The sequence below is a fragment of the Allobosea sp. GW821-FHT12C12 genome (assembly GCF_058807355.1).
Genome location: NZ_JBXAQP010000003.1, coordinates 193,067 through 216,153, shown reverse-complemented (window position 1 = coordinate 216,153; position 23,087 = coordinate 193,067). Strand labels below are relative to the sequence as shown.

The following is a 23,087-nucleotide window of genomic DNA, read 5'->3' as shown; positions in this document are numbered from 1 at the left end:
GTCCCGAAGGATGCTCCAGACGTCTCCGGAGCGAACCGGATCATCCTGCGAGACGCCGCTGACGCGGCTCCTCGGGATGAGGGCTGAGAATCCATCGGATAGAAAGATACCGCCCATGATTCCGCTCCGCTTCGTCTTCCTCGCCGCGGCCCTGATCCTCGCCGCGGCGATCGTCTGGGCCACGGCCACCGCCTCCTTCGGCGCGAGCTTCGCCAAGATCGGCAACGACCCCTGGGGCGTGGTGACGCTGATCGACCTCTACGCCGCCTTCCTCGTCTCCGGCTTCCTGATCTGGCGTTTCGAGACCTCCAGGCCGCTCGCGCTGGCGCTGATCGTCCTGACGCTGGGGCTCGGCAGTCTCGTGCCGCTGCTCTGGCTCGCCTTCCGGGCCGGTCCGGTTCTCATCGCCGCGCGGCGTTGACATTGCCGTGACGCCGGAACCCGCTCGCGGTCGATCACGTTCCCTCTCCGACACCTGAAGCCGGCACGCCGGACATTCATCAGCATTCGGAGATGAGACATGCCCTTCATCAAGGCCGGAGACGGCACGCAGGTTTTCTACCGCGAGGCCGGGGCAGGCGCTCCGGTCGTTCTCATCCATGGCTGGCCGCTCAACGGCGACATGTGGGAATATCAGGCGCCGGCGCTGGTCGCGGCCGGCAATCGCGTCATCACCTATGACCGCCGCGGCTTCGGCCAGTCCGACCAACCCTGGACCGGCTACGACTACGACACCTTCGCCGACGATCTCGCCGCGCTGCTCGACGGGCTCGACCTCAACGGCGTCACGCTGGTCGGTTTCTCGATGGGCGGCGGCGAGATCGCCCGCTATGTCGGTCGTCACGGCACGGCGCGGATCGCGAAGACCGTACTCGTCGGCGCGATCACGCCCTTCCTGCTCAAGACCCCCGATCACGAGAACGGCGCGCCGCAGTCGGTCTTCGACGAGATGGTCGAGGGCCTGATCGCCGACCGGCCGCATTTCCTCGCAGGATTCGCGAAAACCTTCTTCGGCGTCAGCCTGCTCAACCAGGCCGTCTCGGCCGAGATGCTCGACTGGGCCCAGGTCCATGCGCTGAAGGCCTCGCCCAAGGGCACGATCGACTGCGTGCGCGCCTTCTCAGAGACCGATTTCCGCGCCGACCTGCCGAAATTCGACAAGCCGACGCTGATCATCCATGGCGACGACGACCAGACCGTGCCGATCGACATCTCGGCCCGCGAGGCGGTCAAGCTGATCCCCGGCGCGACTCTGAAGGAATATGAGGGCGCGCCGCACGGGCTCTTCATCACCCACAAGGACCTGCTCAACGCCGATCTCGTCGCCTTCATCGGCGGTCGGGGCTGAATGCAGCGAGGCGGGAGATTGCCCGCCTCGGACTTTATGTTGCATTGCAATATTCGTCGTTTGCGAGCAGATGGCTCTTGGTGCTTGGGCTGCCGGCCTGGGCGGCGCGCCTGAATGCGCGGCGCTTGAGGTCATGATGCCGTCTGGGGCAGGATGAGCGCGGACGGACGGGGATCCTTGCGATGAGTCGGCAGCCTGTGACGCGGATCGTGATCGCCGACGACCATCCCCTGTTCCGGGGCGCGCTCCGGCAGGCGCTCTCCGGGGCGTTGCCCGGCGCCGATGTCAGCGAGGTCGGTTCGCTCGAGGCGCTGACCGAGGCGCTGGGTTCCGGCGCGGACGCCGATCTCGTTTTGCTCGACCTGACCATGCCGGGGGTGCAGGGCTTTTCCGGCCTGCTCTTCCTGCGCGCGGACCATCCCGAGGTGCCGGTCATCGTCGTCTCCGCCAATGACGACCCGGCCGTGATCAGGCGCTGCATCGAGTTCGGCGCGCTCGGCTTCCTGCCCAAGACGGCCGATGTCGCGCAGATGGGCGAGGCCATCCGCGCCGTGCTCGACGGCGGCGTCTGGACGCCGCCCGGGGTCGATCTGTCGAGCCCGGTCGACGCCGAGGTCGCCGACATGGTGCGCCGGCTCGCGACCCTGACCCCGCAGCAGGTCCGGGTTCTGATGATGCTGTCTGAAGGACTGCTCAACAAGCAGATCGCCTATGAGCTCGGCGTCTCCGAGGCGACCGTGAAGGCCCATGTCTCGGCGATCCTGACCAAGCTCAACGTCGACAGCCGGACGCAGGCCGTGATCGCGGCCGCCAAGATCGCCGGCACCGCCTGGTCGGGCGTCGGCGCGTCCGCGACGGTTTGAGACTTCGTTCAGCCTGTATTCAAGGCGAATGAGCTTGCCTGAGCGCAGGACGGCCAATAAGCCTCGCCGTCATCCCGGACAAGCGGCGCAGCCGCGCCGATCCGGGATGACGGATGTTTGCTGCATGATGGAGACGGGGTCGCTGACATGGCCAATGGCAACATCGAACGCTTTCTGGGCGGCTCGCCGCTCGGCGTGCTCGTCCGGCTGCTTTTCATTTCGCTGCTCGTCGGCGCGGCGATGGCGTTTCTCGGCCTGTCGCCGCAGGCGCTCTATCGGGCGGCCGTCCGCTTCCTGCGTTCGCTCGGCGATCTCGGCTTCGGGGCTGTGCACGAGGTCGGGCAATGGCTCGTCGCCGGCGCGCTGATCGTGATTCCGCTCTGGCTGCTGTCGCGGCTGTTCGCGGCGCGCCGCTGAGGTTCAACCCCGGCCGTCGGCGAAATCCTTCGCGTCGCGGCCGGTGAGCGCCGACACCCGCGTCAGCCCGGCCCGGCGCGCCTCGCCGGCGAGCCCGGCCTTGATCTTTTTCACCAGCCCCGGCCCCTCGAACACCATCGCGGTATAGAACTGCACGAGATCGGCGCCGGCCCGGATCCGGTCGGACGCCGCCGCGGCCGAATCGATGCCGCCGACGCCGATCAGCGGGAACTGCCGCTCCACCCGCAAAAACGTCTGCGCCAGGATGCGGGTGGCGCCGGCCCGGAGCGGACGGCCCGACAGGCCGCCGGTTTCGGCCTTCGCCGCGCCGCGCAGGCCTGGCGGACGCGCCACCGTCGTATTGGCGACGACCATGCCGTCGATCCCGCGCCGGCGGGCGACCGAGACGACGCCGTCGAGCTCGGGCTCGCTCAGGTCGGGCGCGATCTTGAGCAGCATGGCGGTGCGACGGCCGGCGGCCTGCGCCGCCTCGTCGCGGGCCTCCAGCGCCCGCGCGATCAGATCGTCCAGCGCCGCCTCGCCTTGCAGGTCGCGCAGGCCGGGCGTGTTCGGCGACGAGACGTTGATCGTCAGGAAATCGGCGACGGGCGCGAGTTTGCCCGTCAGCACGGCGTAATCGGCCGAACGGTCGGCGGACTCCTTGTTGGCCCCGAGATTGACGCCGACGAGCCCGCCGCGCGCGCGCCGTTTCGCGAGCCGGCCGGCGACGACCTCCATGCCCTCGCTGTTGAGGCCGTAGCGGTTGATCACCGCCCCGTCCTCGGTCAGCCGGAAGACGCGGGGGCGCGGGTTGCCCGGCTGCGGCAGCGGCGTCACGCCGCCGACCTCGACGAAGCCGAAACCCAGGGACAGCGCGCCGTCGATCGCCTCGGCATGCTTGTCGAACCCGGCCGCGAGCCCGACCGGGTTGGGAAAGCTCAGGCCGAAGGCCTGCGTCGCCAGCACGGGGTCGTCGGAGCCCGGCCGCAACGGCGGCGCGGCGGCGAGCGCAACGACCGCCAGGCGGTGCGCGGTCTCCGCGTCGAGCTTGTGGATCAGCGGGCGGGCCAGGCTGAACAGGCCGTCGATCACGCGACATCCTCCGGGATCAGGTGCAGTCCGTCCGCGCTTTGAGCCAGAGGCGCGATCCAGCGCGCCGTCCTGGGGTCGAGCGGGCCGTAAAGATGGGGAAACAGCGCCCCGCCGCGCGACGGCTCGTAGCGCAGGGCTTCGCCGAGACGGGCATCGTCGACCGCGATCAGCAGCAGGCCGTGCTGGCCGGCGAAATGCTTCGCCGCCGTCTCGCGCACCTGTTCGCCCGCCGAGAAATGGATGAACCCGTCCGAAAGGTCGATCGCCGCTCCCTCGAACGCGCCGGCGCGTTCGGCCTCGCGCCAGAGCGTCTCGTGGCAGATCTTGTAGATGAGCGGCACGGAGGATGGCCTCGGCTGTTTCGGATCACCGCGGACATAGCGGTTGCCGCCGCGCGAGGGCAAACCTTATCGCGATTTCCCCAAGAAACAGATTGAAGTCTCATAAGATAGGGGATATTTCCTATCTCAATCCCCGCCTTCCGGCAACATCAGGAACGAGGCCTCCGCGGTGCTGTCCCACGACCAGATCTGGAGCGCCATCGACGCGCTCGCCCAGCGCTATGGCTTCACCGCCTCGGGGCTCGCCCGCAAGGCCGGGCTCGACGCCACCACCTTCAACCGCTCCAAGCGGATCGGGCCGGACGGGCGCGAGCGCTGGCCCTCGACCGAATCGATCGCCAAGGTCCTGCAGGCGACGGGCGCGTCGCTCGACGAATTCATGGCGGTGGTGATGCGGCGCGGCTTCGCGCCGCTGCGGACGATCCCGCTGATCGGCTTCGCCCAGGCGGGTTCGGGCGGCTTCTTCGACGATGGCGGCTTTCCGGCCGGCACGGGGTGGGAGGAGGTCGCCTTTCCCGGCGTCGCCGACGAGAAGGCCTATGCGCTGGAGATCGCCGGCGATTCGATGCTGCCGCTCTATCGCGACGGCGACACCATCATCGTCTCGCCGACCGCGACCGTCAGGCGCGGCGACCGTGTCGTCGTCAAGACGGTCGAGGGCGAGGTGCTGGCCAAGCAGCTCCGGCGTCAGACGGCCAAGACGGTCGAGCTCTCCTCGCTCAATCCGGAGCATGCCGAGCGGGTGCTGAACCTCAGCGAGATCGCCTTCATGGCGCGGGTGATCTGGGCGAGCCAGTAGTCCGTCATCGCGAGGAGTCGAAGCCGGCGAAGCAATCCAGGAGGCGTAGAGCAAGACGCTGGATTGCTTCGCCGCGCCCGCAATGACGAACAACGTCAATTCCCGTTCTGCCGCCCCGCCGGCAGCGTGACCTTGAACACCGCGCCGACGGGCGAGGGCTCCAGCGCGATCATGCCGCCATGCAGCCTGACCAGTTCGGCCGCGATCGCCAGTCCCAGCCCCGTGCCGCCGGGATTGACCGAGCCGCGAAACGCCTGGAACAGGTTCTCGCGGGCACGCGCCGGCACGCCCGGGCCGTTGTCGGCGACCCGCAGCGCGATCTCGCGTTCGCCGCGCTCGGCCCTGACCACCAGCATGGCCTGCCTGCCGCCGTCGGTTCCGGCCTGCGTCAGCGCCTGCACCGAATTGCGCATCAGGTTGAGCAGAACGCGCGCCATCTGGTCGGGGTCGCAGGGCACGCTCAGCCCGACCGGAACTTCGTTGGCGAAGCCGACCTGCGGATTCTCGGCCAGGCCGAGCATCTCCGCCTGCTCGGCGACGAGCTGGCGCAGCGCCACCTCGCGCAGCACGGGCGCGGCTTCGGCCGCGCGGCCATAGGCCAGCGTCGCCTGGCAGAAATCGATGGCGCGCCCGAGCGTCGCGATCAGCCGGGGCGCGAAACGCTTGATCTTGGCGTCGCGGGTGTCGACCAGCCGGTCGGACATCAATTGCGCCGCCGCCAGCATGTTGCGCAGGTCGTGGTTGATCTTGCTGACGGCGAGCCCGAGCTCGGCGAGGTGCTTCTTGGTGCGCAATTCGTCGGCGAGCGTCATCTGCATGCGCGCCAGCGCCCGCTCCGCCTCGCCGATCTCGTCGGCGCGCTCGGTCGGCTCGATGATCCGGCGCGGGTTCTCCGGGTCGGCCTCGAACTCCATGACATTGGCGGCGAGCTGGCGGATCGGCACGACGATCATCCAGTTCAGCGCGAGATAGACCGCGACCGCCGTCAGCCCGGAGATCAGCAGCGAGAGCAGGAGGATGTTGACCGAGAAGCTCAGCATGGCCCGGCGCAACGGCGCCTCGTCGATCACGAGCTCGACGAAATCGGCCGCGCCCATCGCATGGCCGAGCACGCGAATCGGCTTGCCGTGCGGCGGGGTGGCGAGAACCTCCACGGCCCCCCGGATCGCGCTCATCCAGCCGAGATCTCGCAGATCGACCGTGCGCGCGACCTCGGGCGGCATCGGATCGGAGCTGAGCAGCCGGCGCGCGCCGCCGACGCGCGCCGCGATCGCGCGCGCGCCGACGCCGGCGAGCAACTGCGTCTCGCTGCCCTCGGGCAGGCCGTCCGGCGCCCCCTCCAGCACCATCACCGCGACCTGAGCCGCCGCCAGCCGGTCGTTGAGCCAGTTGCGCCGGAAGTTCGCGACCGAGGGCAGGTAGATCAGCACCTCCGCCAGCATCACGAACAGCACGGTCAGCACCAGGAGCTTGGCCGAGAGGCCGAGCCGGGTCAGGCCCCGCGGCACGCTGACGGAAATCTGGCGCTGTGGGGGCGAGGAGTTCAGCATCAAGCGTGAAGCCTATCCGAAACGGCGCAGAAAGCCGATCAGCTTGCGGATGCCCGGTTTCGCGGCGAGCGGCGCGTAGAACGAGACGGCGGCGCGCTTGGAGACCTCGGAAAAAGTCGGATAGGGGAAGACCAGCCCGGCCATGTCCTTGACGCCCAGCCCCTTCCGCACCGCCAGGCTCCAGGGCACGATCATGTCGCCCGCCCGTGCGCCGACGATGGTGACGCCGAGGATGCGGCCTCGTCTGTCGGTGAGGAGCTTGACGAAGCCCTCGGTCTCGCGCTCGGCCTGGGCGCGGTCGTTCTCGGCATAGGGCCAGCGCAGCACGCGGATCTCGCCGGCGGCGTTGCGCGCCTCCTCTTCCGACAGCCCGACGCCGGCGAGTTCGGGATGGCAATAGGTCACGCGCGGGATCGCGGCGGTCGAGACCCTGACCGGCAGCCGGAACAGCGCGCTGCGCAGCACGAGCCCGGCATGGTGGTTCGCGACATGGGTGAACTGCAGCGCGCCGGCCTGTCCGCTGGCGCAGTCGCCGATCGCGTAGATCCGCCGGTTGGCGGTGCGCAGGCCCCTGTCGACGATCACGCCCTGGGCGTCGCTGGCGACGCCGGCGAGCTCGAGGTCGAGCGCCTCGATGTTGGGTTTGCGCCCGGCGGCGACGAGCAGATGCGTGCCGTCGATCGGCTCCTCCGCCGCCTCGCCGTCGCCTTTCAGGACGAGGCGGACGCCGCCCTTGACCGTCTCCGCCCGCAGGACACTGGCCCGTTCTCTCAGCGTCACGCCCTCGCGCAGCAGCCTGCGCCGCACGATCGCCGCCGCCTCGGGGTCCTCACGCGACAGCAGCGTCCGCGCCTCGACGATGGTGACCGCGCTGCCGAGCCGCGCCATCGCCTGCGCCAGCTCGACGCCGATCGGCCCGCCGCCGAGCACGATCAGGCGCGCCGGCGGCTTCGTCAGCCCGAACACGCTCTCATTGGTCAGGAAGGGCAGATCCGCCAGCCCCGGGATCGGTGGCGCTGACGGCCGCGAGCCGGTGGCGACGACGAAGCGCCGCGCCCTGATCGTTTGCTCGCCGACGATCGCGGCGCCGCGGTTGGCAAAGCGCGCCTCGCCCTTGATCACGGTGACTCCGAGCGCGCCGAACCGCTCGACCGAATCATTGGCCGCGATCGCCGCGATGACGCGATGCACATGGTCATGGACCTGCGCGTAGTTCACCTGCGGCTCGCCGACGCCGATGCCGAAGCGTCCGGCCTCGCGGACGGCCTGGGCGCGCGCGCCGGCCGCGATCAGCGCCTTGGACGGCACGCAGCCGACATTGAGGCAATCGCCGCCCATCCGGTCGCGCTCGACCAGCACGACCGAGACGCCGAACGCCGCGGCGGCGGCGGCGACCGACAGCCCGCCGGAGCCCGCCCCGATGACGCAGATATCGGGCGTCAGGAGTTGAGACGCCGTCGCCGCCCTGGTCTCGCTCACGCCGCGCCTCCCCGCTCGCCCGTCCGCGCCTTGCCGATGCGTCGCCAGGCCACCGGAATCAAGGTCACGAGGCCCAGAAGCGCGAAAGCGATCACAAGTTCCGGCGTCAGGATCGCCTTGAGGTCGAGGCCGCCGCCGCAGCCGCCGCGCCCGGCCGCCTGGCAGGCGGCGCGCGCGTCCTGTTGGGCCGCGATCACCGAATCGAGCCCCGCTCCGGCGACCGCGAAGGCGAGCGTGCCGGGGATGATGCCGACGAGCGTGGTCCAGGCGAAGACCGGCAGCGAGACCCCGCCCAGCGCCGCCGCCAGATTGACCAGCCAGAACGGAAAGACCGGCACCAGCCGCAGAAACAGGAGGTATGATATGGCGTCCGACCTGAAGCCGTCGAGAATGCGCGCCAGCGCCGGCCCGGCCTTGCGCTGCAGCGTCTCGCCGAAAGCCGAGCGCGCCACCAGGAACACGATGACCGCGCCGATGCTGGCCGAGACCACCGTGACCGCGGTGCCGGGCAGGCCGCCGAACAGGAAGCCGCCGAGCAGCGTCAGCAGCGCCGCGCCCGGAAACGACAGCGCGACCGTGAAGACATAGACTCCGGCGAAGGCGAGCAGCGCGAGCAGCCGGTTGGCCGCGACGGCCTGCTGAAACTGGGCGCGATGCTGCAGGATGGAATCGAGGCTGAGATAGCGGTGCAGCCCGGCCGCATACGCCCCCGTCATGGCCAGCGCCAGGAGGCCGAGCGGCAGATAGCGCCGCCAGGCCGGCCGGTCCGGACCCTGCCGCTGATCCTTGCGTTCCGCCGGCACGACCGCGCCCGTCGACGTCGCTGGCTCGGTCATGCGCCCATCCATTTCCAATCCGGGTTAGCCGGATGGTCAGTTAAGCGCAAGCCGGAGCGAACGCATCGCATCGTCACCGCAAAGTGAGGCTGCGTGAGACGGCGAGCAATACGGGCGGGGAGTCCTCAGGCGACCCGACGGCCCCTGTCGGGCGTGGGACCGGCGATCGGCTCGGGGCGGCCGAACAGATAACCCTGCGCCCGCTGCGCGCCGAGCAACTGCACCGCGATGCGCTGCTGTTCGGTTTCGATGCCCTCGACGACCACGGTCATCGAGAGCCGGCGGGCGAGCTGGCAGACCGCCTCGATGATCGCTTTGGAGGCCTCGTTGGCGGTGACGTTGCGCGTGAAGCTCTGGTCGATCTTCACATGGGCGAAGGGATAGGTGGAGAGATAGGCCAGCGAGGAATAGCCGGTGCCGAAATCGTCCAGCGCGAAACGCACTCCGAAGCCGCATAACTCGTCGATCACGGCAAGCGTCGTCTTGTTGTCCTCGATCAGGAGCGACTCGGTGACCTCGAGCGTCAATCGGTCCGAGGTCAGCCGCGAGCTCAGCAGCGCCTGCTTGACCGTCTCGACGATGCGCCGCGGTTCGCGGAACTGCAGCGGCGAGATGTTGACCGAAACGCCGACCGAGCCCGGCCAGCGCGCGGCGTCCCTGCAGGCCTGCTGGATCGCCCAGTCGCCCATCGCCGCGATCAGGCCCGACTGCTCGGCGATCGGGATGAAGACGCCGGGCGGCACCATGCCCCGCGTCGGGTGGCGCCAGCGCATCAGCGCCTCGCGCGAGACGATTTCCTGCGTCTTCAGGTCGACGATCGGCTGATAGTACAGCTCCAGCGCGCCAGCATCGCAGGCCGCCCGCAGATCGACCTCGAGCTCGTGCCGGTCGAGCATCTCCTCGGCCATGGTCGGGTTGAAGAACATCAGCGTGTTGCGGCCGGCGGCCTTCGCCTTGTAGAGCGCGGTGTCGGCATGGCGCAGCAGGTCGGCCGGGTCGCCGCCGTCATGCGGGGCCATCGCGATGCCGATGCTCGCGGTGATGTAGACGCTCTTGGTGTCGAGCAGGAAGACCTTCGACATCGCGTCGATCATGCGCTGCGCGATGGTGGTGACGACGGCGTGGTCGGCCGAGGGCAGGATCAGCAGGAACTCGTCGCCGCCGAAGCGGGAGAGATGGTCGCCGGTGCGGATCGCGGCGCGCAGCCGGCTCGCCGTCTCGGTCAGCACGCGGTCGCCGATGTCGTGTCCCAGGCTGTCGTTGACCTGCTTGAAGCCGTCGAGATCGAGATAGAGCAGGGCGAAATGCTCGGCCGTCCGTTCCATCCGGGCGAAGGCCTGCGCCAGCTGGGTGTTGAACTCGAAGCGGTTGGCGAGCCCGGTCAGTTCGTCGAACCGCGCCATCTGCTCGATGCGCGCCTCGGTCGCCTTCCGATCGGTCGCGTCCTCGGTCAGCATCAGCACGCCGCCCTCGGCCGCCGGAGCGATGCTGATGACCAGGATGCGCCCGCTGCGGGTCTGCAATTCGCGGGTCAGGGTCGTCTGCCTCTCCTGCACCACCGCGAGCGCCGAGCGGATGTCGCGGACCTGGTCGCCGCCGACGACCTGACGCTCGACCAGGAAACGCGCGATCGCCGCCAGCGGCGTGCCTGGCAGGGCCAGCGTATCCGGTATGCCGTAAAGCACCTGATGGGGGGCATTGCTGACCGCGAGCTTGAGATCCCGGTCGAACATCGCCAGGCCATGGATCATCGTGTTCAGCGCCGCATCGAGCGTCAGGTTCTGCGAATGCAGCGCCGAGGCCAGTTCCTTGGACTGCTTGGTCGCGTCGCTCAGCGCCAGCAGGTTCCGGTGCAGCGAATTGGTGATGGCGATGTTGGCGATCACATAGAGGAACGCGAAATAGCCGATATACTGATAGTAGACGTTGTGCGCCTGGATCAGGCCGAAGGCCATCGGCAGGCAGAAGGTCAGCAACTGCACCGCGACGAATTTCGGACGTCCGGCATTGCGCGAGACATAGCCCGAGGCCAGCGCGATCGTCGACGCCACAGAGGTGATATGCGCGGCCGGATCGTCGGTCTGCGTCAGCGCGATGTAGCAGCTGTAGCCGAGCACGGCGCTGAACACGGTCGCGCCGAAGAAATACTCGCGATCCCAGCGCCTCGTCTCGGCGAAGCTGTCTTCGGAATGGTCGCGCCGACGATAGTTGACGACCGTGATCAACCTGAGCACGACGACCAGGCCGACCAGGACGGTCAGCGTCATGAACACGCTCATGCCGGTCGACAGCCAGCACAGATAGGGCGTCAGGATGCCGGCGATGCCGCCGGGCACGATCGAGGCGGGCGAGGAGAACAGCGAAGAAACCAGCAGACGATAGCCCGGCAGATCGAACCCGTCCGCCGGATTGGTCGTCCTTCCCGTGAGAACACGCCCGAGAGCGCCTGCCATCCGCTCTTGCCCTTCAGTCGGCAATGTCGGTCGAGCGCATCACGCGCCGGAAATCTCGCCGTTCAAAGGGTTTAAGCCAAGAGAGGTAAACGTTTCGTATTTTGGCCTCGCTTCCGATCCCGATCAGTGCGGGCCGGCGGCGCCTGCTATCGCCGGCCGCTGATAGACCCGCGCCAGCATCCGGTCCTGCGTCGCAGCGATCCTCTGCAGCTTCGAGATGGCGGCCGGGTTGAGCCGCAGCATGCAGTCGGTCCAGATCTCGCCCAGGCCCTCGAGCTCGCCGCGCAGATCGCCGGCGCGCCGGTTGAAGGCCGAGAACAGCGCCGTCTTCGCGGCATGCATCGGCAGCGAATCGCCGGCGTATTTGCGGATCCAGTTCTCGCCCGTGCCGGCCGGCACCACGGCCTCGAGCCCGCCCATGGCCATGAATTCGGCCGCGCTCATCTCCTCGCCCGAGAGCAGCATCTGCTCGGCGGCGCGCGGACCCATCCGGCGCGACAGGATCGCGACCGCCGTGATCGGGAAATGGTTGAACTTGATCTCGGGGTAGACGAACGAGGCCTGCTCCTCGGCGATCATGACATTGCAGGAGCGCGGCGCGTCGATGCCGCCGCCGATCGCCTTGGCGTGGATCGTCGCCAGCGTGATGACGGCGCCGTTCAGGCCGCCGGCGTTCAGCACCGCGCCCTCGATCGAGAGCCTGGCGTATTCGGTCAGCGCCGCCCGGTCGTTCTTGGCGAGGCAGTCGAGATAGAAGTCGAGGTCGCCGCCCAGCGTGAAGAAGGGTCCCGTGCCGCGAAAGGCGAGGAAGCGCACCGGCGAGCGGTGATACTGCTCGGGTTGGCCCCACAGCGCGATGATGGCGCGCTGGATCTTGCCCAGGCTGTCGAGCAATTGCAGCGTGAAGACCGGCTTCAGCTCCGGCTTGATCGTGACCCAGAGCGTCTTGATCCCGGCCTCGTAGGCGAGCTGCACCTCGGGCAGGAAGCCGGCCTTGCCACGCACGGCGTCGATGACTTCGCAGCATTCGAGTTGCGTCGCGGGGATTGTCTCGGTGAACGGGGCAAATGACTGAAGCATGCCGCTGATCCCTCTTTCGCAACGCAACACGACGCCGGATCAGGGTAGGCGAAGTTAACGAACTGTAAACGAAAACCCCATGAAATGGTTAATTTCATTAAGATTTGTCTGCTAACGATCGGGCCGTGAAAGGACGCGGGCAAAACCGTCGCGGCGAGATCGCGGCCGATGGCGCCCCAAGACGATGCACGCATAAGTCGTGCCATGGTCTCGGGTTTGCGCCCGATGCGTTGGAATCGGGGTTTACCCCGCTGCCGGCGGCCCCGGCGCCGCTGTCGGCCGGAGGCGCCGAGCCAATCTGGCGCAGGGCCTGTGCGGCTCTGGCACGCGGGCGGATCGCGGGCAACGTCGGCCGGCCGCTTGTCGAATACGCCGCGCGAGGCTATCGGTTGCGCCCCGAATACGCCGTGTTCAGGGCGTTGAACCCATCGTGCCGAGTTGATTTGCGTGACCCGCCAGCCATCCGCCGACGACGAGAAGCGGGCGCGCCTTGCCGCCGCCCTGCGCGAGAACCTGAAGCGCCGCAAGGCGCAGGGTCGCGCCCGCCGTCAGGATGAGGCGCAAGCGCAGCAGCCGGAGCGCCCCGCCCAGGCCGACCCTCCCCGGTCCTGACACTTCAAGTATCACACGTCCCGGCGGTTCGCGCCGCGGCGTCCAGCAGGACTGACGATGGACAAGATCCGCATCACCGGAGGCAGGCCCCTCACCGGCACGATCCCGATCTCGGGCGCCAAGAACGCCGCCTTGCCGCTGATGATCGCGAGCCTGCTGACCGACGAGACGCTGACGCTCGTCAACGTGCCGCGCCTCTCGGACGTCACCGCGCTCTCGCGCATCCTGTCCAATCACGGCGTCGACCGCGCGATCGCCGGCAAGCGCATCGGCCAGTCGGCCGAGGCCGGGCAGACCATCGCGCTGACCGCCCGCCAGATCGTCGACACCTGCGCGCCCTACGAACTGGTCTCGACCATGCGGGCGAGCTTCTGGGTGATCGCGCCGATCCTCGCCCGGATGGGCGAGGCCAAGGTCTCGCTGCCCGGCGGCTGCGCCATCGGCACGCGGCCCGTCGACCTGCTGCTGATGGCGCTGGAGAAGCTCGGGGCCGAGATCGTCATCGAGAACGGCTATGCGCTGGCGCGCGCGCCCAAGGGTCTCAAAGGGGCGGAGATCGTCTTCCCGAAGGTCACGGTCGGCGGCACGCATACGGCGCTGATGGCGGCCGTGCTCGCCGATGGCGCGACCGTCATCGACAACGCCGCGCGCGAGCCCGAGGTCGTCGATCTCGCCGCCTGCCTGTCGAAGATGGGCGCGAAGATCGAGGGCGCGGGTTCGAGCCGCATCGTCGTCACCGGCGTCTCGCGGCTGGGCGGCGCGCATCACGCCGTCCTGCCGGACCGGATCGAGACCGGCACCTACGCCATGGCGGTGGCCATGACCGGCGGCGACGTCGTGCTGGAGGGCGCCCGGTCCGACCTGCTGCAATCGGCGCTCGACGCCATCGTCAAGGCCGGCGCCGAGGTGAGCTCGACCAATGAGGGCATCCGCGTGCGCCGCAACGGCCACGGCCTGAATGCGGTCGACATCGACACCGACCCGTTCCCCGGCTTCCCGACCGATCTGCAGGCGCAGTTCATGGCGCTGATGACGCGGGCCAAGGGCACGTCGCGCATCCGCGAGACGATCTTCGAGAACCGCTTCATGCATGTGCAGGAGCTCGCCCGGCTCGGCGCCAGGATCAGGCTCGACGGCGACGTCGCCCATGTCGACGGCGTCGCCAAGCTCACCGGCGCGCCGGTGATGGCGACGGATCTGCGCGCCTCGGTCTCGCTGGTCATCGGCGGGCTCGCGGCCGAGGGCGACACCACGATCAACCGCGTCTACCATCTCGACCGCGGTTTCGAGGCGCTCGAGGCCAAGCTCACGCGCTGCGGCGCGCAGGTCGAGCGCATCAGCGGTTGACGCCAAGCTGCGGCATCCCCAGAACACCGGTATGTCCCAGGATGCCGCAGACCCGTTGAAGCTGATCGCGCTCGATGGCGACGACCTGTCGATCATCTCCGCCCATCTCCAGGACGCCGTCCTGAAGATCGGCGATATCGCCTGGCGTCCCGCCGAGCGCCGCTTCGCTCTCGCCTTGCGCCGTTTCGACTGGGAGGGGGCGGCAACGGGCGCGCGCCGCCGCCGGCTGACCGTGCTGCATTTCGAGCGGGTGACGGGCGCGCGCAGTTCCGGCATCGATGCGGCCGCGCCCGACATTGTGCTCAACCTGCTGGCGATCACCTTCGCCGAGCGCGACGCGCCGGCCGGCGACCTGACCCTGCACTTTTCCGACGGCGCGGCGATCCGGCTCGACGTCGAATGCGTCGAGGGCCAGATGAAGGATCTCGGCCCGGTCTGGGAAGCGGTGGCGATCCCGGGCCATCCCGACGACGCCTGACCGACACTCCGCTTCATCAGGAACTTCCGATGCCGATCAGGCTCGACGACAGGGATGCGCGTTTCGAGGCCGATTTCGCCGCGCTGCTTTCGGCCAAGCGCGAGGTCTCCGAGGAGGTCGACCGCGTCGCCGCCGACATCCTCGCCGCCGTGCGGGCGCAGGGCGACAAGGCGGTCATCGACTACACGCAGCGTTTCGACGCGCTGGCGCTGGCGCCGGAGACCCTGCGGGTGTCGCGGGCCGAGATCGACGCGGCCCTTGCCGCCTGCTCGCCTGAACTGCTCGCCGCGCTGGAGACGGCGCGCGCGCGGATCGAGGCCTATCATTTGCGCCAGAAGCCGGCCGATAGCTGGGAGCGCGATGCGCTCGGCGTCGAGAGCGGCTGGCGCTGGAGCGCGATCGAGGCGGTCGGGCTCTATGTGCCCGGCGGCACGGCGAGCTATCCGTCCTCGGTGCTGATGAACGCGATTCCCGCAAAAGTCGCGGGCGTGCCGCGCGTCGTCATGGTCGCGCCGACGCCGCGCGGCGAGACCAATCCGCTGGTGCTGGCGGCGGCGCATCTTGCCGGCGTCGACGAGGTCTACCGCGTCGGCGGCGCGCAGGCCGTGGCGGCGCTCGCCTATGGCACGGCCTCGATCGCGCCCGTCGCCAAGATCGTCGGCCCCGGCAACGCCTGGGTCGCCGCCGCCAAGCGCCGCGTCTTCGGCCAGGTCGGCATCGACATGATCGCCGGTCCCTCCGAGGTGCTGGTGATCGCCGACGGCACGGCCAATCCCGACTGGATCGCGGCCGATCTGCTGGCGCAGGCCGAGCACGACGTCTCGGCCCAGTCGATCCTGATGACGGACGACGCCGCGCTCGCCGCCGAGGTCGAGAAGGCGATGCTCTCCCAGCTCAAGACGCTGCCGCGCGCCGGGATCGCCGGGAAAAGCTGGGCCGATTTCGGCGCGATCCTGCTCGTCGCCGATCTGGAAGCCGCCATGCCGCTGGTCGACCGGCTCGCGCCCGAGCATCTCGAGATCATGACGGCCGAACCCGAGCGTCTCGCCGGCATGATCCGCAACGCCGGCGCGATCTTCCTCGGCGGCCATACGCCCGAAGCGATCGGCGACTATGTCGGCGGTCCCAACCACGTCCTGCCGACGGCGCGCTCCGCCCGCTTTTCCTCGGGGCTCGGCGTCGGCGATTTCATGAAGCGGACCTCGCTGCTGAAGTGCGGCCCTGAAGGCCTGCGCGCGCTCAGCGGCGCGACCGCCCTGCTCGCCGAGGCCGAGGGCTTGCAGGCGCATGGCCGTTCCGTGACGATCAGGCTCAATCTCTAGTCGCTGAGCAGATTCGCGCCGGAGACGGGAGGCCCGATGTCCGACGATCCGAAAAAGCCCGGGCGACGACGCCTCGCCGCCGTGACGCTCGACGAGGCTTCGCTCGGCCGCGGCACGCCCGACCAGGAGCATGAGCGCGCGATCGCGATCTACGACCTGATCGAGCGCAACCATTTCGCGCTGCCCGGTCATGAGGGCGGGCCCTATCACGCCCATCTCGGGCTGGTCGAACGCCGGCTCGTCTTCGAGATCAGGCTTGCCGACGGCGCGCCCGTCATCAGCCACCATCTCTCGCTGACGCCGTTCAAGCGCATCATCAAGGACTACGAGATGGTCTGCGAGAGCTACTACGCCGCAATCCGCACGGCGACGCCCTCGCAGATCGAGGCGATCGACATGGGCCGCCGCGGCCTGCACGACGAGGCCGCCGGCATCCTGGTCGAGCGGCTGGCGAGCAAGGTCGAGGTCGACCACGACACGGCGCGACGGCTCTTCACCCTGATCTATGCCCTGCACTGGAAGGGCTGAGGCGCTTGGAGCCGCCGCCCTCCCGCAAGGTCCAGAGCGTGCTCTTCATGTGCGCGCAGAACGCCGTGCGCTCGCCGATGGCGGAGGCGATGGCGAAGCACTTCTTCGGCAAGTCGGTCTATGTCCAGTCGGCCGGAGCCCGCAGGGGCGAGCCGGACGGCTTCGTGCTGGCGGTGCTCGACGAGATCGGCATCGACGCCCACAAGCACAAGCCGAAATCGATCGAGGAGCTGGAGGAGTGGGAGGGGCTGAACTTCGACCTGATCGTCTCGCTCTCGCCCGAAGCCCACCACAAGGCGCTCGACCTGACGCGGACCGTCGCGGCCGAGGTCGAATACTGGCCGACCATGGATCCGACGGTGCTGCAGGGTTCGCGCGAGCAGATGCTCGACGCCTATCGCGACGTCCGCGACGGGCTGATGAAGCGGATCAAGGACCGGCTGAAGAGCTAGCGCACAAGAACCGCGCCGCCGCAGCGCACCCCGGTGACCCAGCTTTCGGCCTGGCCGAGGCCCAGACCCAGCGTGCCGAGCACGGCGTTCAGCACCTGGTCGAGCTGCGTTCCGGCGCCGGCGATGACGGCTTTGACCGCCAGGTCCAGCCCCGGCGCGCCCAGCCCCAGCCCGAGCGCCTGCACGCGGATGTCGAGATCGCCGACCAGCCGCGCGAGCAGCGTTGCCGTGAAGTTCTGGGTCGAGGTCGTCTTCTTGTCGCCGCGCAGGATCTCGGAATAGCCGAAGCTCAGCGAGGTCGGCGCCGAATTGGTCATGGTCGCATGCGCCCGGCCGCTCACCGAGGCGATGCCGGCAAGGTTGAGCAGGGTCGCGGCCGGCGGATTGGGCGGACTGCGGAAATTGCCGAACTCCGCCATCGAGACCTGCCCGATCCAGGCGTCGATCAGCGCCGGCGTGACGTTGAGCGTGACGCGCGAGGTCGTGACATCGCCGCCGTTGCACTGGATCGCCGGGAGCTTCGCGGTGGCCGCCGCGAGCTCCAGATAGAGCGGCAGCCGGACCAGCGCGGCCTGGCCCGTGCCGACGAGCTCGACGCTCAGCAGCAGCCTGGTCTGCGCGGTGTGCGCGCTCGCGCCCGTGCGGCCGACGCTGACGAGACTGGCGCCGACCGGCCGCTCTCCGATGCCGAGCTTGAGCTGGACCGAGGCGATGCCGGGGACCGACAGCGCCAGCGCGACATCGATCTGGCGCTGGCCGTTGGCGATCTGCGCGACCGCCGAGACGAGATCGAGCGCCGTCAGCGAGGCCGCGATCGGGTTCGGCTCCGAAACCATCCTTTCGCCGAAGCTGCCGAAGGAGGCGAGCGCGCGCAGGTCGACCGGCCGGCTCGAGCCGGAACTGACTGAAGCGAGCCGCGACAATGCGCTCGTCGCGGCGGCGGAGCCGGTCGCATGGTCGCGCGACGCATCCTGCATCGCCGCCAGCACGTCTGGCAGTTTGACATTGGCCCGCAGCACGTCGTCGAATGTCGCGGCGGAGAGGTTGGCGCGCGTCGCCAGCCGCTTCGAGAAGTCGAACAGGTCGATCCGCGTCCGCGCCAGCGCTTCGTAGTCCATCACCGAGAGCGACAGGCTGCCGCCGAGCAACGCCCCGAGCAGGCCGTTGAGCACGCCGCCCTCGAGCTTCGCCAGCCGCGAGCCGACGGCGAAGGCCGCCTGCATGTCCTGCACCGCGATGGCGCTCGAGCCGATCGGCACCTCGCCGCTGCCGTGGCTCGCGAGAGTCGGCGCGGGCGTGCCCGGCGGCAAGGTCGTCCGGCTGGACGAGGCCGACAGGACGCGGCCGAGCAGCATCGGCGTGACCGCCTTCATCTGCACCCTGACGGCGTTGGCCGTCGTCGCGGGCCCCGGAACGAAGCGCTGCTCGACGGCCAGGCCGGCATCGGCCGTGTAGACGCCATGCTGCACGATCTCGACCGAGGCGGCGGCAAAGCCGTTGCGCGCCGCGGTCGCTTCCGCCGCGGCCCGGGCCCGTGGCAGGTCGCCGGCCGCCGCGAGCGCGGCAAGGTCGTTGGCAGTCTGCTGCCGGCGCTTCTCGTAAAAGAAGCTGCCGACATCGACCGCCATGGCGCCGAAGCCGAACAGCACGAAGATCGCGGCGGCGAAGAGCACGACGACGCCGCCGCGCCGGTCCGCCCCGAAAGCGGTCAGGCGGGGGCGCAGCGCGGAGGCCATTCGGGAGAGGCCGGACGCAACCATATCAGTAGCCTCCACGCTGGATCACGGCGCGCCTCTCAACCAGGGGTGGTGGCAGCGAGACGAGCGAACTCAGGCTGCTGAGCAGCGAATCCGACATGTCGTAGACGACCGCGACCTCGAAGGTCTGCTGCGGCGGCGGGCTCTGGCTGGTCGTGACCCTGATCTTCGCAGGGTCGATGAAGGCGTAGCCCGACGCGTTCGCTGTAACGAAGTCGCGCGCGATCCGGGCTCTTTCGCCGTCATTCAGCCCGGAAACCGAGGCGCGGGCCGCCTCCGAGGCGATCTGCTGGATGCCGTGATAGATTCCGAGGACATAGCCGTAACCGATGATGCCGAAGGTCATCAGCAGCAGGACCGGCGCGACGAAGGCGAACTCGACCGCGCTGGTTCCGGTTCGGTCCGACAGCAGTTGGGAGACGCGACGCAACATGGACGGCTCCTGGGCTACACACGTAAAAGTTGTATTCCTCGCGACTTAATGGAATCCTAATCCGATGCAGGGCTGCCGCGGCCGATCGCGGCTCGAGCTAAACTTTATCTTGACTGGATGGCGGAGTCGGATGCTCCCGATCCCGTCTTCGCCGCCGCGATATGGCCCTGCCGCCGGTCGCCGCCGCCTTCCGCGACAGGGTCGCGGCGGCCTAAGTCTTCGGTTCCAGCCAGGACCGGCCGGGGCCGACCGCGCCGATGCCGAGCCATTCGCCCAGCGTCGCGGCGATGTCGGCGAAACTCTCGCGCCGGCCGATCGGACCTGAAGCGACGCCCAGCCCGAAGGCCAGGATCGGGACGTGCTCGCGGGTATGGTCGGTGCCCGGCCAGGTCGGGTCGTTGCCATGGTCGGCGGTGATCACCGCCATGTCGCCCGGCCGCAGCGCTGCTTCCAGCCTCGGCAGCACGGCGTCGAACGCCTCCAGCGCCGCGGCGTAGCCCGGCACGTCGCGGCGATGGCCGAACTCGGTGTCGAAATCGACCAGATTGACGAAACAGAACCCGCCCTCGGGCAGGCGCTCCAGCGCCTCCAGCGCCGCCTCGAACATGGCGGCATTGCCGAAGCGCTTGATCTCCTCGCCGGTGGCGCGGTGGGCGAAGATGTCGCCGATCTTGCCGACCGTGACCACCGCGCGGCCCTGTGCCTTCAGGCGGTCGAGTATGGTCTCGTCAGGCGGCGGGATCGAAAAGTCCTTGCGGTTGCCGGTGCGGGTGAAGCCGCTCGCCGCATCCCCGACGAAAGGCCGCGCGATGACGCGGCCGATCCTGAGCGGATCGACCAGCATGCGCACCTTGCGGCAAAGATCGTAAAGCCGCTCCAGCCCGAAATGCTCCTCATGGGCCGCGATCTGCAGCACGGAATCGACCGAGGTGTAGCAGATCGGTTTCCCGGTCGTGATGTGCTCCTGCGCCAGTTCGTCGATGATGCCGACGCCGGACGCGTGCTTGTTGCCGAGGATGCCGGACAAGCCGCCCTCGCGGACGATCGCCGCGATCAGCTCCGGTGGAAACGAATTCTCCAGCGCGGTGAAATAGCCCCACTGAAACGGCACCGGGCAGCCCGCGATCTCCCAATGGCCCGACGGGGTGTCCTTGCCCTGGCTGATCTCGACGCCGTAGCCGTACTGGCCGGTAGGGGCAGCCGGCTTCTCCACGCCAGCGAGCGGCTTGCCGGTCGAGGCCCCGCAGACATGGGCGAGGCCGAGCCGCGCGAGATTGGGCAGGGTCAACGGCCCGCTGCGCAATCCGTTCCGGTCGGCGCGCGCCTCCGCGCAGGCCTGTGCGATATGGCCGAGCGTGTCGGCGCCGGCGTCGCCGTAGGCGGCCGCGTCCGCCGCGCCGCCGCAGCCGACGGAATCGAGCACGATCAGGATGGCGCGCGCCATGCGCTACTCCCGGACGGCTGCGACGCCGACCGGCTCGAGATTGAGCGCGGCGGCGAGCAGCGCCTGCGTATAGGCCTCGCGGGGCCTGGCAAAGATATCCTCGGCCGGTCCTTCCTCGACGACCTTGCCGTTCTGCATCACCACGACCCGGTGCGACAGCGCCCGCACCACCTTGAGGTCGTGGCTGATGAAGAGATAGCCGAGCCTGCGCTTGGCCTGCAGGTCGCGCAGCAGTTCGACGATCTGCGCCTGCACCGACATGTCGAGCGCCGAGGTCGGCTCGTCCAGCACGATGAAGCGGGGATTGAGCGCCATGGCGCGCGCGATGGCGATGCGCTGGCGCTGGCCGCCGGAGAATTCGTGCGGATAGCGGTCCATCGCGGCGGGGTCGAGCCCGACATCGGCAAGCGCGCCGGCGACGATCTCGCGACGCTGGGCATAGGTGAGCCCGCTCTGCTGCACGGTCAGCCCCTCGGCCACGATCTCGGCGACCGACATGCGCGGCGAGAGCGAGCCGTAAGGGTCCTGGAAGACGACCTGCAGGTCTTTGCGTTTCGGTCGGACGGCGGAACTGGTCAGCCCGTCGATCCTGTCGCCGAGAAAGACGATCGGCCCCTCCGACGAGATCAGCCTGAGAATGGCGAGGCCGAGCGTCGTCTTGCCAGAGCCGGATTCGCCGACGACGCCGAGCGTCTCGCCCTCGCGGACCTTGATCGAGATGCCGTCGACCGCCTTCACATGGCCAGTCGTGCGTCGCAGGAAGCCGGTCCTGATCGGGAACCAGATCTTCATCGGCCCGGCGTCGAGCAGCGTCGCGGCATCCACCGCGACGGGCGCGGGACGGCCCTTCGGCTCGGCCGCCAGCAGGCGCTTGGTATAGTCGTGCCGGGGATTGCCGAAAATGTCCGCGACCGGCCCCTGCTCGACGATCTTGCCCTTCAGCATGACGCAGACCCGGTCGGCTATGCGCCGCACGATGCCGAGGTCATGGGTGATGAACAGCATCGCCATGCCGAGCCGGCCCTGCAATTCCTTCAGCAGCGCCAGGATCTGCGCCTGCACGGTGACGTCGAGCGCGGTGGTCGGCTCGTCGGCGATCAGCAGGTCGGGCTCGTTGGCGAGCGCCATCGCGATCATCACGCGCTGGCGCTGGCCGCCTGAAAGTTGATGTGGATAGGCGTCGAGCCGGCTTTCGGCGTCGCGGATGCCGACCAGCGCCAGAAGTTCGAGCGTGCGGGCGCGCGCCTTGTCGCCGCGCAGGCCCTTGTGCAGTTCGAGGATTTCGCCGATCTGACGCGCGATCGTATGCAGCGGGTTGAGCGATGTCATCGGCTCCTGGAACACCATGGTGATGTCGTTGCCGCGCACCTTGCGCATCGCGTCTTCGTCGGCCGCGATCAAATCCTGGCCGTCGAACAGCACCTGGCCGGACGGGTGATGCGCGGAAGGGTAGTTCAGCAGCTTCAGGATCGACAGCGCCGTCACCGACTTGCCCGAGCCCGACTCGCCGACGATCGCCAGCGTCTCGCCCTTGGCGAGATCGAACGAGACGCGGTCGACGGCGAGCGTCTCGCGCCCGCCCTGGCGGAAGGCGACGGAGAGGTCCTGGACGGAGAGGAGCGGTGAGGGGGTCAAGCAGAGGATCCCAACATGGCTGCAACTGAATCGGGGCCGAACCGCACAACCGTGAGTCCCAGTGTCTTCGGAATGCGTCTGTCGTCGGAAACCAGAAAGTCGCAGCCTGCCTGCAACGCCGTGGCGCAGTGAATGGCGTCCTGCAGATTGAAGCCCGCTCGCCCGATCCTGATCTCGGCCGAATCGACCAGAACATCTCGCGTCACGGGCAGAATCGTGAGGTTGGGACCGTCTGCCAGCATGACGTGATAGGCGTCTGCGAGTTCGGTTTCGCCCGCGCTCAACGGCCCGGGCAGGACCTCGGCTAATGTCAGTTCGCTGCTGACCCCCTGGATCGCACCGGCCTCTATCGCCTCCAGGATCGCAAAAGCGTAAAGAGCCTCCGGGCCTCTGCTCTCATAGGCGAGAATAAAAACATTCGCATCGATATAGACGCGCGGCAACGTTCCGGCCGTGGTCTCGCTCATTCGTCACGCAAAGCGGCAATGTGCGCGTTGACTTCGTCAATCGATGCAAAACGTGGTCGCGCCAGATGGCGGAAACGGGTGAAATGGCCATCGGTCTTCAGTGCCGGTTTCAGGCAAGCCGCTCTGGCCTCATCGTCTTCCGGCGCATGCGCTTCGACGAGAGCCGTGGCTGAAACCCCCTCGATCGCGTGCGAGGCTGCCGACGCGATCAAACGCTTCCAATAGACAGGCGGAATCGAGCGCCGGACACGCCATTTGGCAATGGTCTGATACGAAACGTCTAAATCTCGTGCCAATTCAGCACGGGAAGGCCAAAGATCGATGATTTCAGCAGCTGAACTCATATGATGCATA

General features: G+C 68.6%; 24 protein-coding genes. 11 read left to right on the top strand and 13 right to left on the bottom strand.

The window, feature by feature from the left end:
* Positions 1-115 precede the first annotated feature (115 nt).
* The 4 genes from AC1RRW_RS05815 to AC1RRW_RS05800 all read left to right on the top strand — a co-directional run bounded on the left by AC1RRW_RS05815 (position 116) and on the right by AC1RRW_RS05800 (position 2,628).
* Positions 116-421, top strand: a complete 306-nt coding sequence (locus AC1RRW_RS05815) for a hypothetical protein (RefSeq protein WP_492899626.1) — start codon at positions 116-118, stop codon at positions 419-421.
* 99 nt (positions 422-520) lie between these two features.
* A complete protein-coding gene (locus AC1RRW_RS05810; RefSeq protein ID WP_492899624.1) occupies positions 521-1,348 on the top strand; it encodes an alpha/beta fold hydrolase in 828 nt (275 codons plus the stop codon).
* Between the two features lie 182 nt (positions 1,349-1,530).
* Positions 1,531-2,211: a response regulator transcription factor gene (locus AC1RRW_RS05805; RefSeq protein ID WP_492899622.1), complete on the top strand. Its 681-nt coding sequence runs from the start codon at positions 1,531-1,533 to the stop codon at positions 2,209-2,211.
* Between the two features lie 147 nt (positions 2,212-2,358).
* Entirely contained in the window at positions 2,359-2,628 is a 270-nt protein-coding gene (locus AC1RRW_RS05800) for a DUF6460 domain-containing protein (RefSeq protein ID WP_492899620.1), read from the top strand.
* Positions 2,629-2,631: 3 nt separating this feature from the next.
* Here AC1RRW_RS05800 and AC1RRW_RS05795 read toward each other — a convergent pair whose 3' ends face one another.
* The gene (locus AC1RRW_RS05795) at positions 2,632-3,720 is read right to left on the bottom strand and encodes a quinone-dependent dihydroorotate dehydrogenase (protein WP_492899618.1); all 1,089 of its coding nucleotides are present in this window, start codon (positions 3,718-3,720) and stop codon (positions 2,632-2,634) included.
* Positions 3,717-4,061: a DUF952 domain-containing protein gene (locus AC1RRW_RS05790; RefSeq protein WP_492899617.1), complete on the bottom strand. Its 345-nt coding sequence runs from the start codon at positions 4,059-4,061 to the stop codon at positions 3,717-3,719. Before AC1RRW_RS05790 ends, AC1RRW_RS05795 begins: the two co-directional genes overlap by 4 nt.
* Before the next feature lie 169 nt (positions 4,062-4,230).
* Here AC1RRW_RS05790 and AC1RRW_RS05785 point away from each other — a divergent pair, with 169 nt between their 5' ends.
* On the top strand, positions 4,231-4,860 hold the full coding sequence (locus AC1RRW_RS05785) for a S24 family peptidase (protein WP_492899615.1): 630 nt from the start codon (positions 4,231-4,233) through the stop codon (positions 4,858-4,860).
* A 95-nt stretch (positions 4,861-4,955) separates the two neighbouring features.
* Here the strand turns inward: AC1RRW_RS05785 and AC1RRW_RS05780 are convergent, their stop codons facing one another.
* The 5 genes from AC1RRW_RS05780 to AC1RRW_RS05760 form a co-directional block, all read right to left on the bottom strand.
* A complete protein-coding gene (locus tag AC1RRW_RS05780; RefSeq protein WP_492899613.1) occupies positions 4,956-6,410 on the bottom strand; it encodes a sensor histidine kinase in 1,455 nt (484 codons plus the stop codon).
* Between the two features lie 12 nt (positions 6,411-6,422).
* On the bottom strand, positions 6,423-7,889 hold the full coding sequence (locus AC1RRW_RS05775) for a dihydrolipoyl dehydrogenase family protein (RefSeq protein WP_492899611.1): 1,467 nt from the start codon (positions 7,887-7,889) through the stop codon (positions 6,423-6,425).
* Positions 7,886-8,725: a TVP38/TMEM64 family protein gene (locus AC1RRW_RS05770; RefSeq protein ID WP_492899609.1), complete on the bottom strand. Its 840-nt coding sequence runs from the start codon at positions 8,723-8,725 to the stop codon at positions 7,886-7,888. Before AC1RRW_RS05770 ends, AC1RRW_RS05775 begins: the two co-directional genes overlap by 4 nt.
* Positions 8,726-8,850: 125 nt before the next feature.
* On the bottom strand, positions 8,851-11,178 hold the full coding sequence (locus tag AC1RRW_RS05765) for a putative bifunctional diguanylate cyclase/phosphodiesterase (protein ID WP_492899607.1): 2,328 nt from the start codon (positions 11,176-11,178) through the stop codon (positions 8,851-8,853).
* 123 nt (positions 11,179-11,301) lie between these two features.
* Positions 11,302-12,258, bottom strand: coding sequence for an enoyl-CoA hydratase-related protein (locus AC1RRW_RS05760; RefSeq protein ID WP_492899605.1), 957 nt, complete (start codon positions 12,256-12,258; stop codon positions 11,302-11,304).
* 447 nt (positions 12,259-12,705) lie between these two features.
* On the opposite strand from AC1RRW_RS05760, the gene AC1RRW_RS05755 reads away from it, so the two are divergent.
* Genes AC1RRW_RS05755 through AC1RRW_RS05730 form a run of 6 tightly spaced genes read left to right on the top strand, consistent with a single transcriptional unit; the run spans position 12,706 to position 16,997 of the window.
* On the top strand, positions 12,706-12,870 hold the full coding sequence (locus tag AC1RRW_RS05755; RefSeq protein WP_492899603.1) for a hypothetical protein: 165 nt from the start codon (positions 12,706-12,708) through the stop codon (positions 12,868-12,870).
* Between the two features lie 57 nt (positions 12,871-12,927).
* Positions 12,928-14,217, top strand: a complete 1,290-nt coding sequence (gene murA, locus AC1RRW_RS05750; RefSeq protein WP_492899602.1) for a UDP-N-acetylglucosamine 1-carboxyvinyltransferase — start codon at positions 12,928-12,930, stop codon at positions 14,215-14,217.
* Between the two features lie 31 nt (positions 14,218-14,248).
* Positions 14,249-14,695 carry a DUF2948 family protein gene (locus tag AC1RRW_RS05745; protein WP_492899600.1) on the top strand — a complete coding sequence of 149 codons (447 nt, stop codon included), beginning with the start codon at positions 14,249-14,251 and terminating at the stop codon, positions 14,693-14,695.
* Between the two features lie 29 nt (positions 14,696-14,724).
* Positions 14,725-16,017 carry a histidinol dehydrogenase gene (gene hisD, locus AC1RRW_RS05740; RefSeq protein ID WP_492899598.1) on the top strand — a complete coding sequence of 431 codons (1,293 nt, stop codon included), beginning with the start codon at positions 14,725-14,727 and terminating at the stop codon, positions 16,015-16,017.
* A gap of 36 nt (positions 16,018-16,053) precedes the next feature.
* Entirely contained in the window at positions 16,054-16,545 is a 492-nt protein-coding gene (locus tag AC1RRW_RS05735) for a UPF0262 family protein (RefSeq protein ID WP_492899596.1), read from the top strand.
* A 47-nt stretch (positions 16,546-16,592) separates the two neighbouring features.
* Positions 16,593-16,997 (top strand): arsenate-mycothiol transferase ArsC, encoded by a 405-nt coding sequence (locus AC1RRW_RS05730; protein WP_492899843.1) that lies wholly within the window; start codon positions 16,593-16,595, stop codon positions 16,995-16,997.
* Here the strand turns inward: AC1RRW_RS05730 and AC1RRW_RS05725 are convergent.
* From AC1RRW_RS05725 to AC1RRW_RS05700, 6 genes are all read right to left on the bottom strand, one after another.
* A complete protein-coding gene (locus tag AC1RRW_RS05725; RefSeq protein ID WP_492899595.1) occupies positions 16,994-18,733 on the bottom strand; it encodes a pilus assembly protein TadG-related protein in 1,740 nt (579 codons plus the stop codon). The genes AC1RRW_RS05730 and AC1RRW_RS05725 overlap by 4 nt on opposite strands.
* Before the next feature lie 25 nt (positions 18,734-18,758).
* Positions 18,759-19,187: a TadE/TadG family type IV pilus assembly protein gene (locus AC1RRW_RS05720; protein WP_492899593.1), complete on the bottom strand. Its 429-nt coding sequence runs from the start codon at positions 19,185-19,187 to the stop codon at positions 18,759-18,761.
* 211 nt (positions 19,188-19,398) lie between these two features.
* Positions 19,399-20,631: a phosphopentomutase gene (locus AC1RRW_RS05715; protein WP_492899592.1), complete on the bottom strand. Its 1,233-nt coding sequence runs from the start codon at positions 20,629-20,631 to the stop codon at positions 19,399-19,401.
* 3 nt (positions 20,632-20,634) lie between these two features.
* Complete coding sequence (locus AC1RRW_RS05710; protein WP_492899591.1) at positions 20,635-22,266, bottom strand: ABC transporter ATP-binding protein; 1,632 nt, start codon at positions 22,264-22,266, stop codon at positions 20,635-20,637.
* Entirely contained in the window at positions 22,263-22,733 is a 471-nt protein-coding gene (locus AC1RRW_RS05705; RefSeq protein WP_492899589.1) for a type II toxin-antitoxin system VapC family toxin, read from the bottom strand. Before AC1RRW_RS05705 ends, AC1RRW_RS05710 begins: the two co-directional genes overlap by 4 nt.
* A complete protein-coding gene (locus AC1RRW_RS05700) occupies positions 22,730-23,086 on the bottom strand; it encodes a hypothetical protein (protein ID WP_492899587.1) in 357 nt (118 codons plus the stop codon). Before AC1RRW_RS05700 ends, AC1RRW_RS05705 begins: the two co-directional genes overlap by 4 nt.
* Position 23,087: the final 1 nt, after the last annotated feature.

What these genes read in the sequence shown, in the direction of transcription:
- AC1RRW_RS05815 (WP_492899626.1), top strand. Translation starts at nt 116, where the DNA reads ATGATTCCGCTCCGCTTCGTCTTCCTCGCCGCGGCCCTGATCCTCGCC.
- AC1RRW_RS05810 (WP_492899624.1), top strand. Translation starts at nt 521, where the DNA reads ATGCCCTTCATCAAGGCCGGAGACGGCACGCAGGTTTTCTACCGCGAG.
- AC1RRW_RS05805 (WP_492899622.1), top strand. Translation starts at nt 1,531, where the DNA reads ATGAGTCGGCAGCCTGTGACGCGGATCGTGATCGCCGACGACCATCCC.
- AC1RRW_RS05800 (WP_492899620.1), top strand. Translation starts at nt 2,359, where the DNA reads ATGGCCAATGGCAACATCGAACGCTTTCTGGGCGGCTCGCCGCTCGGC.
- AC1RRW_RS05780 (WP_492899613.1), bottom strand. Translation starts at nt 6,410, where the DNA reads ATGCTGAACTCCTCGCCCCCACAGCGCCAGATTTCCGTCAGCGTGCCG.
- AC1RRW_RS05770 (WP_492899609.1), bottom strand. Translation starts at nt 8,725, where the DNA reads ATGACCGAGCCAGCGACGTCGACGGGCGCGGTCGTGCCGGCGGAACGC.
- AC1RRW_RS05765 (WP_492899607.1), bottom strand. Translation starts at nt 11,178, where the DNA reads ATGGCAGGCGCTCTCGGGCGTGTTCTCACGGGAAGGACGACCAATCCG.
- AC1RRW_RS05760 (WP_492899605.1), bottom strand. Translation starts at nt 12,258, where the DNA reads ATGCTTCAGTCATTTGCCCCGTTCACCGAGACAATCCCCGCGACGCAA.
- murA (WP_492899602.1), top strand. Translation starts at nt 12,928, where the DNA reads ATGGACAAGATCCGCATCACCGGAGGCAGGCCCCTCACCGGCACGATC.
- AC1RRW_RS05745 (WP_492899600.1), top strand. Translation starts at nt 14,249, where the DNA reads ATGTCCCAGGATGCCGCAGACCCGTTGAAGCTGATCGCGCTCGATGGC.
- hisD (WP_492899598.1), top strand. Translation starts at nt 14,725, where the DNA reads ATGCCGATCAGGCTCGACGACAGGGATGCGCGTTTCGAGGCCGATTTC.
- AC1RRW_RS05735 (WP_492899596.1), top strand. Translation starts at nt 16,054, where the DNA reads ATGTCCGACGATCCGAAAAAGCCCGGGCGACGACGCCTCGCCGCCGTG.
- AC1RRW_RS05730 (WP_492899843.1), top strand. Translation starts at nt 16,593, where the DNA reads ATGTGCGCGCAGAACGCCGTGCGCTCGCCGATGGCGGAGGCGATGGCG.
- AC1RRW_RS05725 (WP_492899595.1), bottom strand. Translation starts at nt 18,733, where the DNA reads ATGGCCTCCGCGCTGCGCCCCCGCCTGACCGCTTTCGGGGCGGACCGG.
- AC1RRW_RS05720 (WP_492899593.1), bottom strand. Translation starts at nt 19,187, where the DNA reads ATGTTGCGTCGCGTCTCCCAACTGCTGTCGGACCGAACCGGAACCAGC.
- AC1RRW_RS05715 (WP_492899592.1), bottom strand. Translation starts at nt 20,631, where the DNA reads ATGGCGCGCGCCATCCTGATCGTGCTCGATTCCGTCGGCTGCGGCGGC.
- AC1RRW_RS05705 (WP_492899589.1), bottom strand. Translation starts at nt 22,733, where the DNA reads ATGAGCGAGACCACGGCCGGAACGTTGCCGCGCGTCTATATCGATGCG.
- AC1RRW_RS05700 (WP_492899587.1), bottom strand. Translation starts at nt 23,086, where the DNA reads ATGCATCATATGAGTTCAGCTGCTGAAATCATCGATCTTTGGCCTTCC.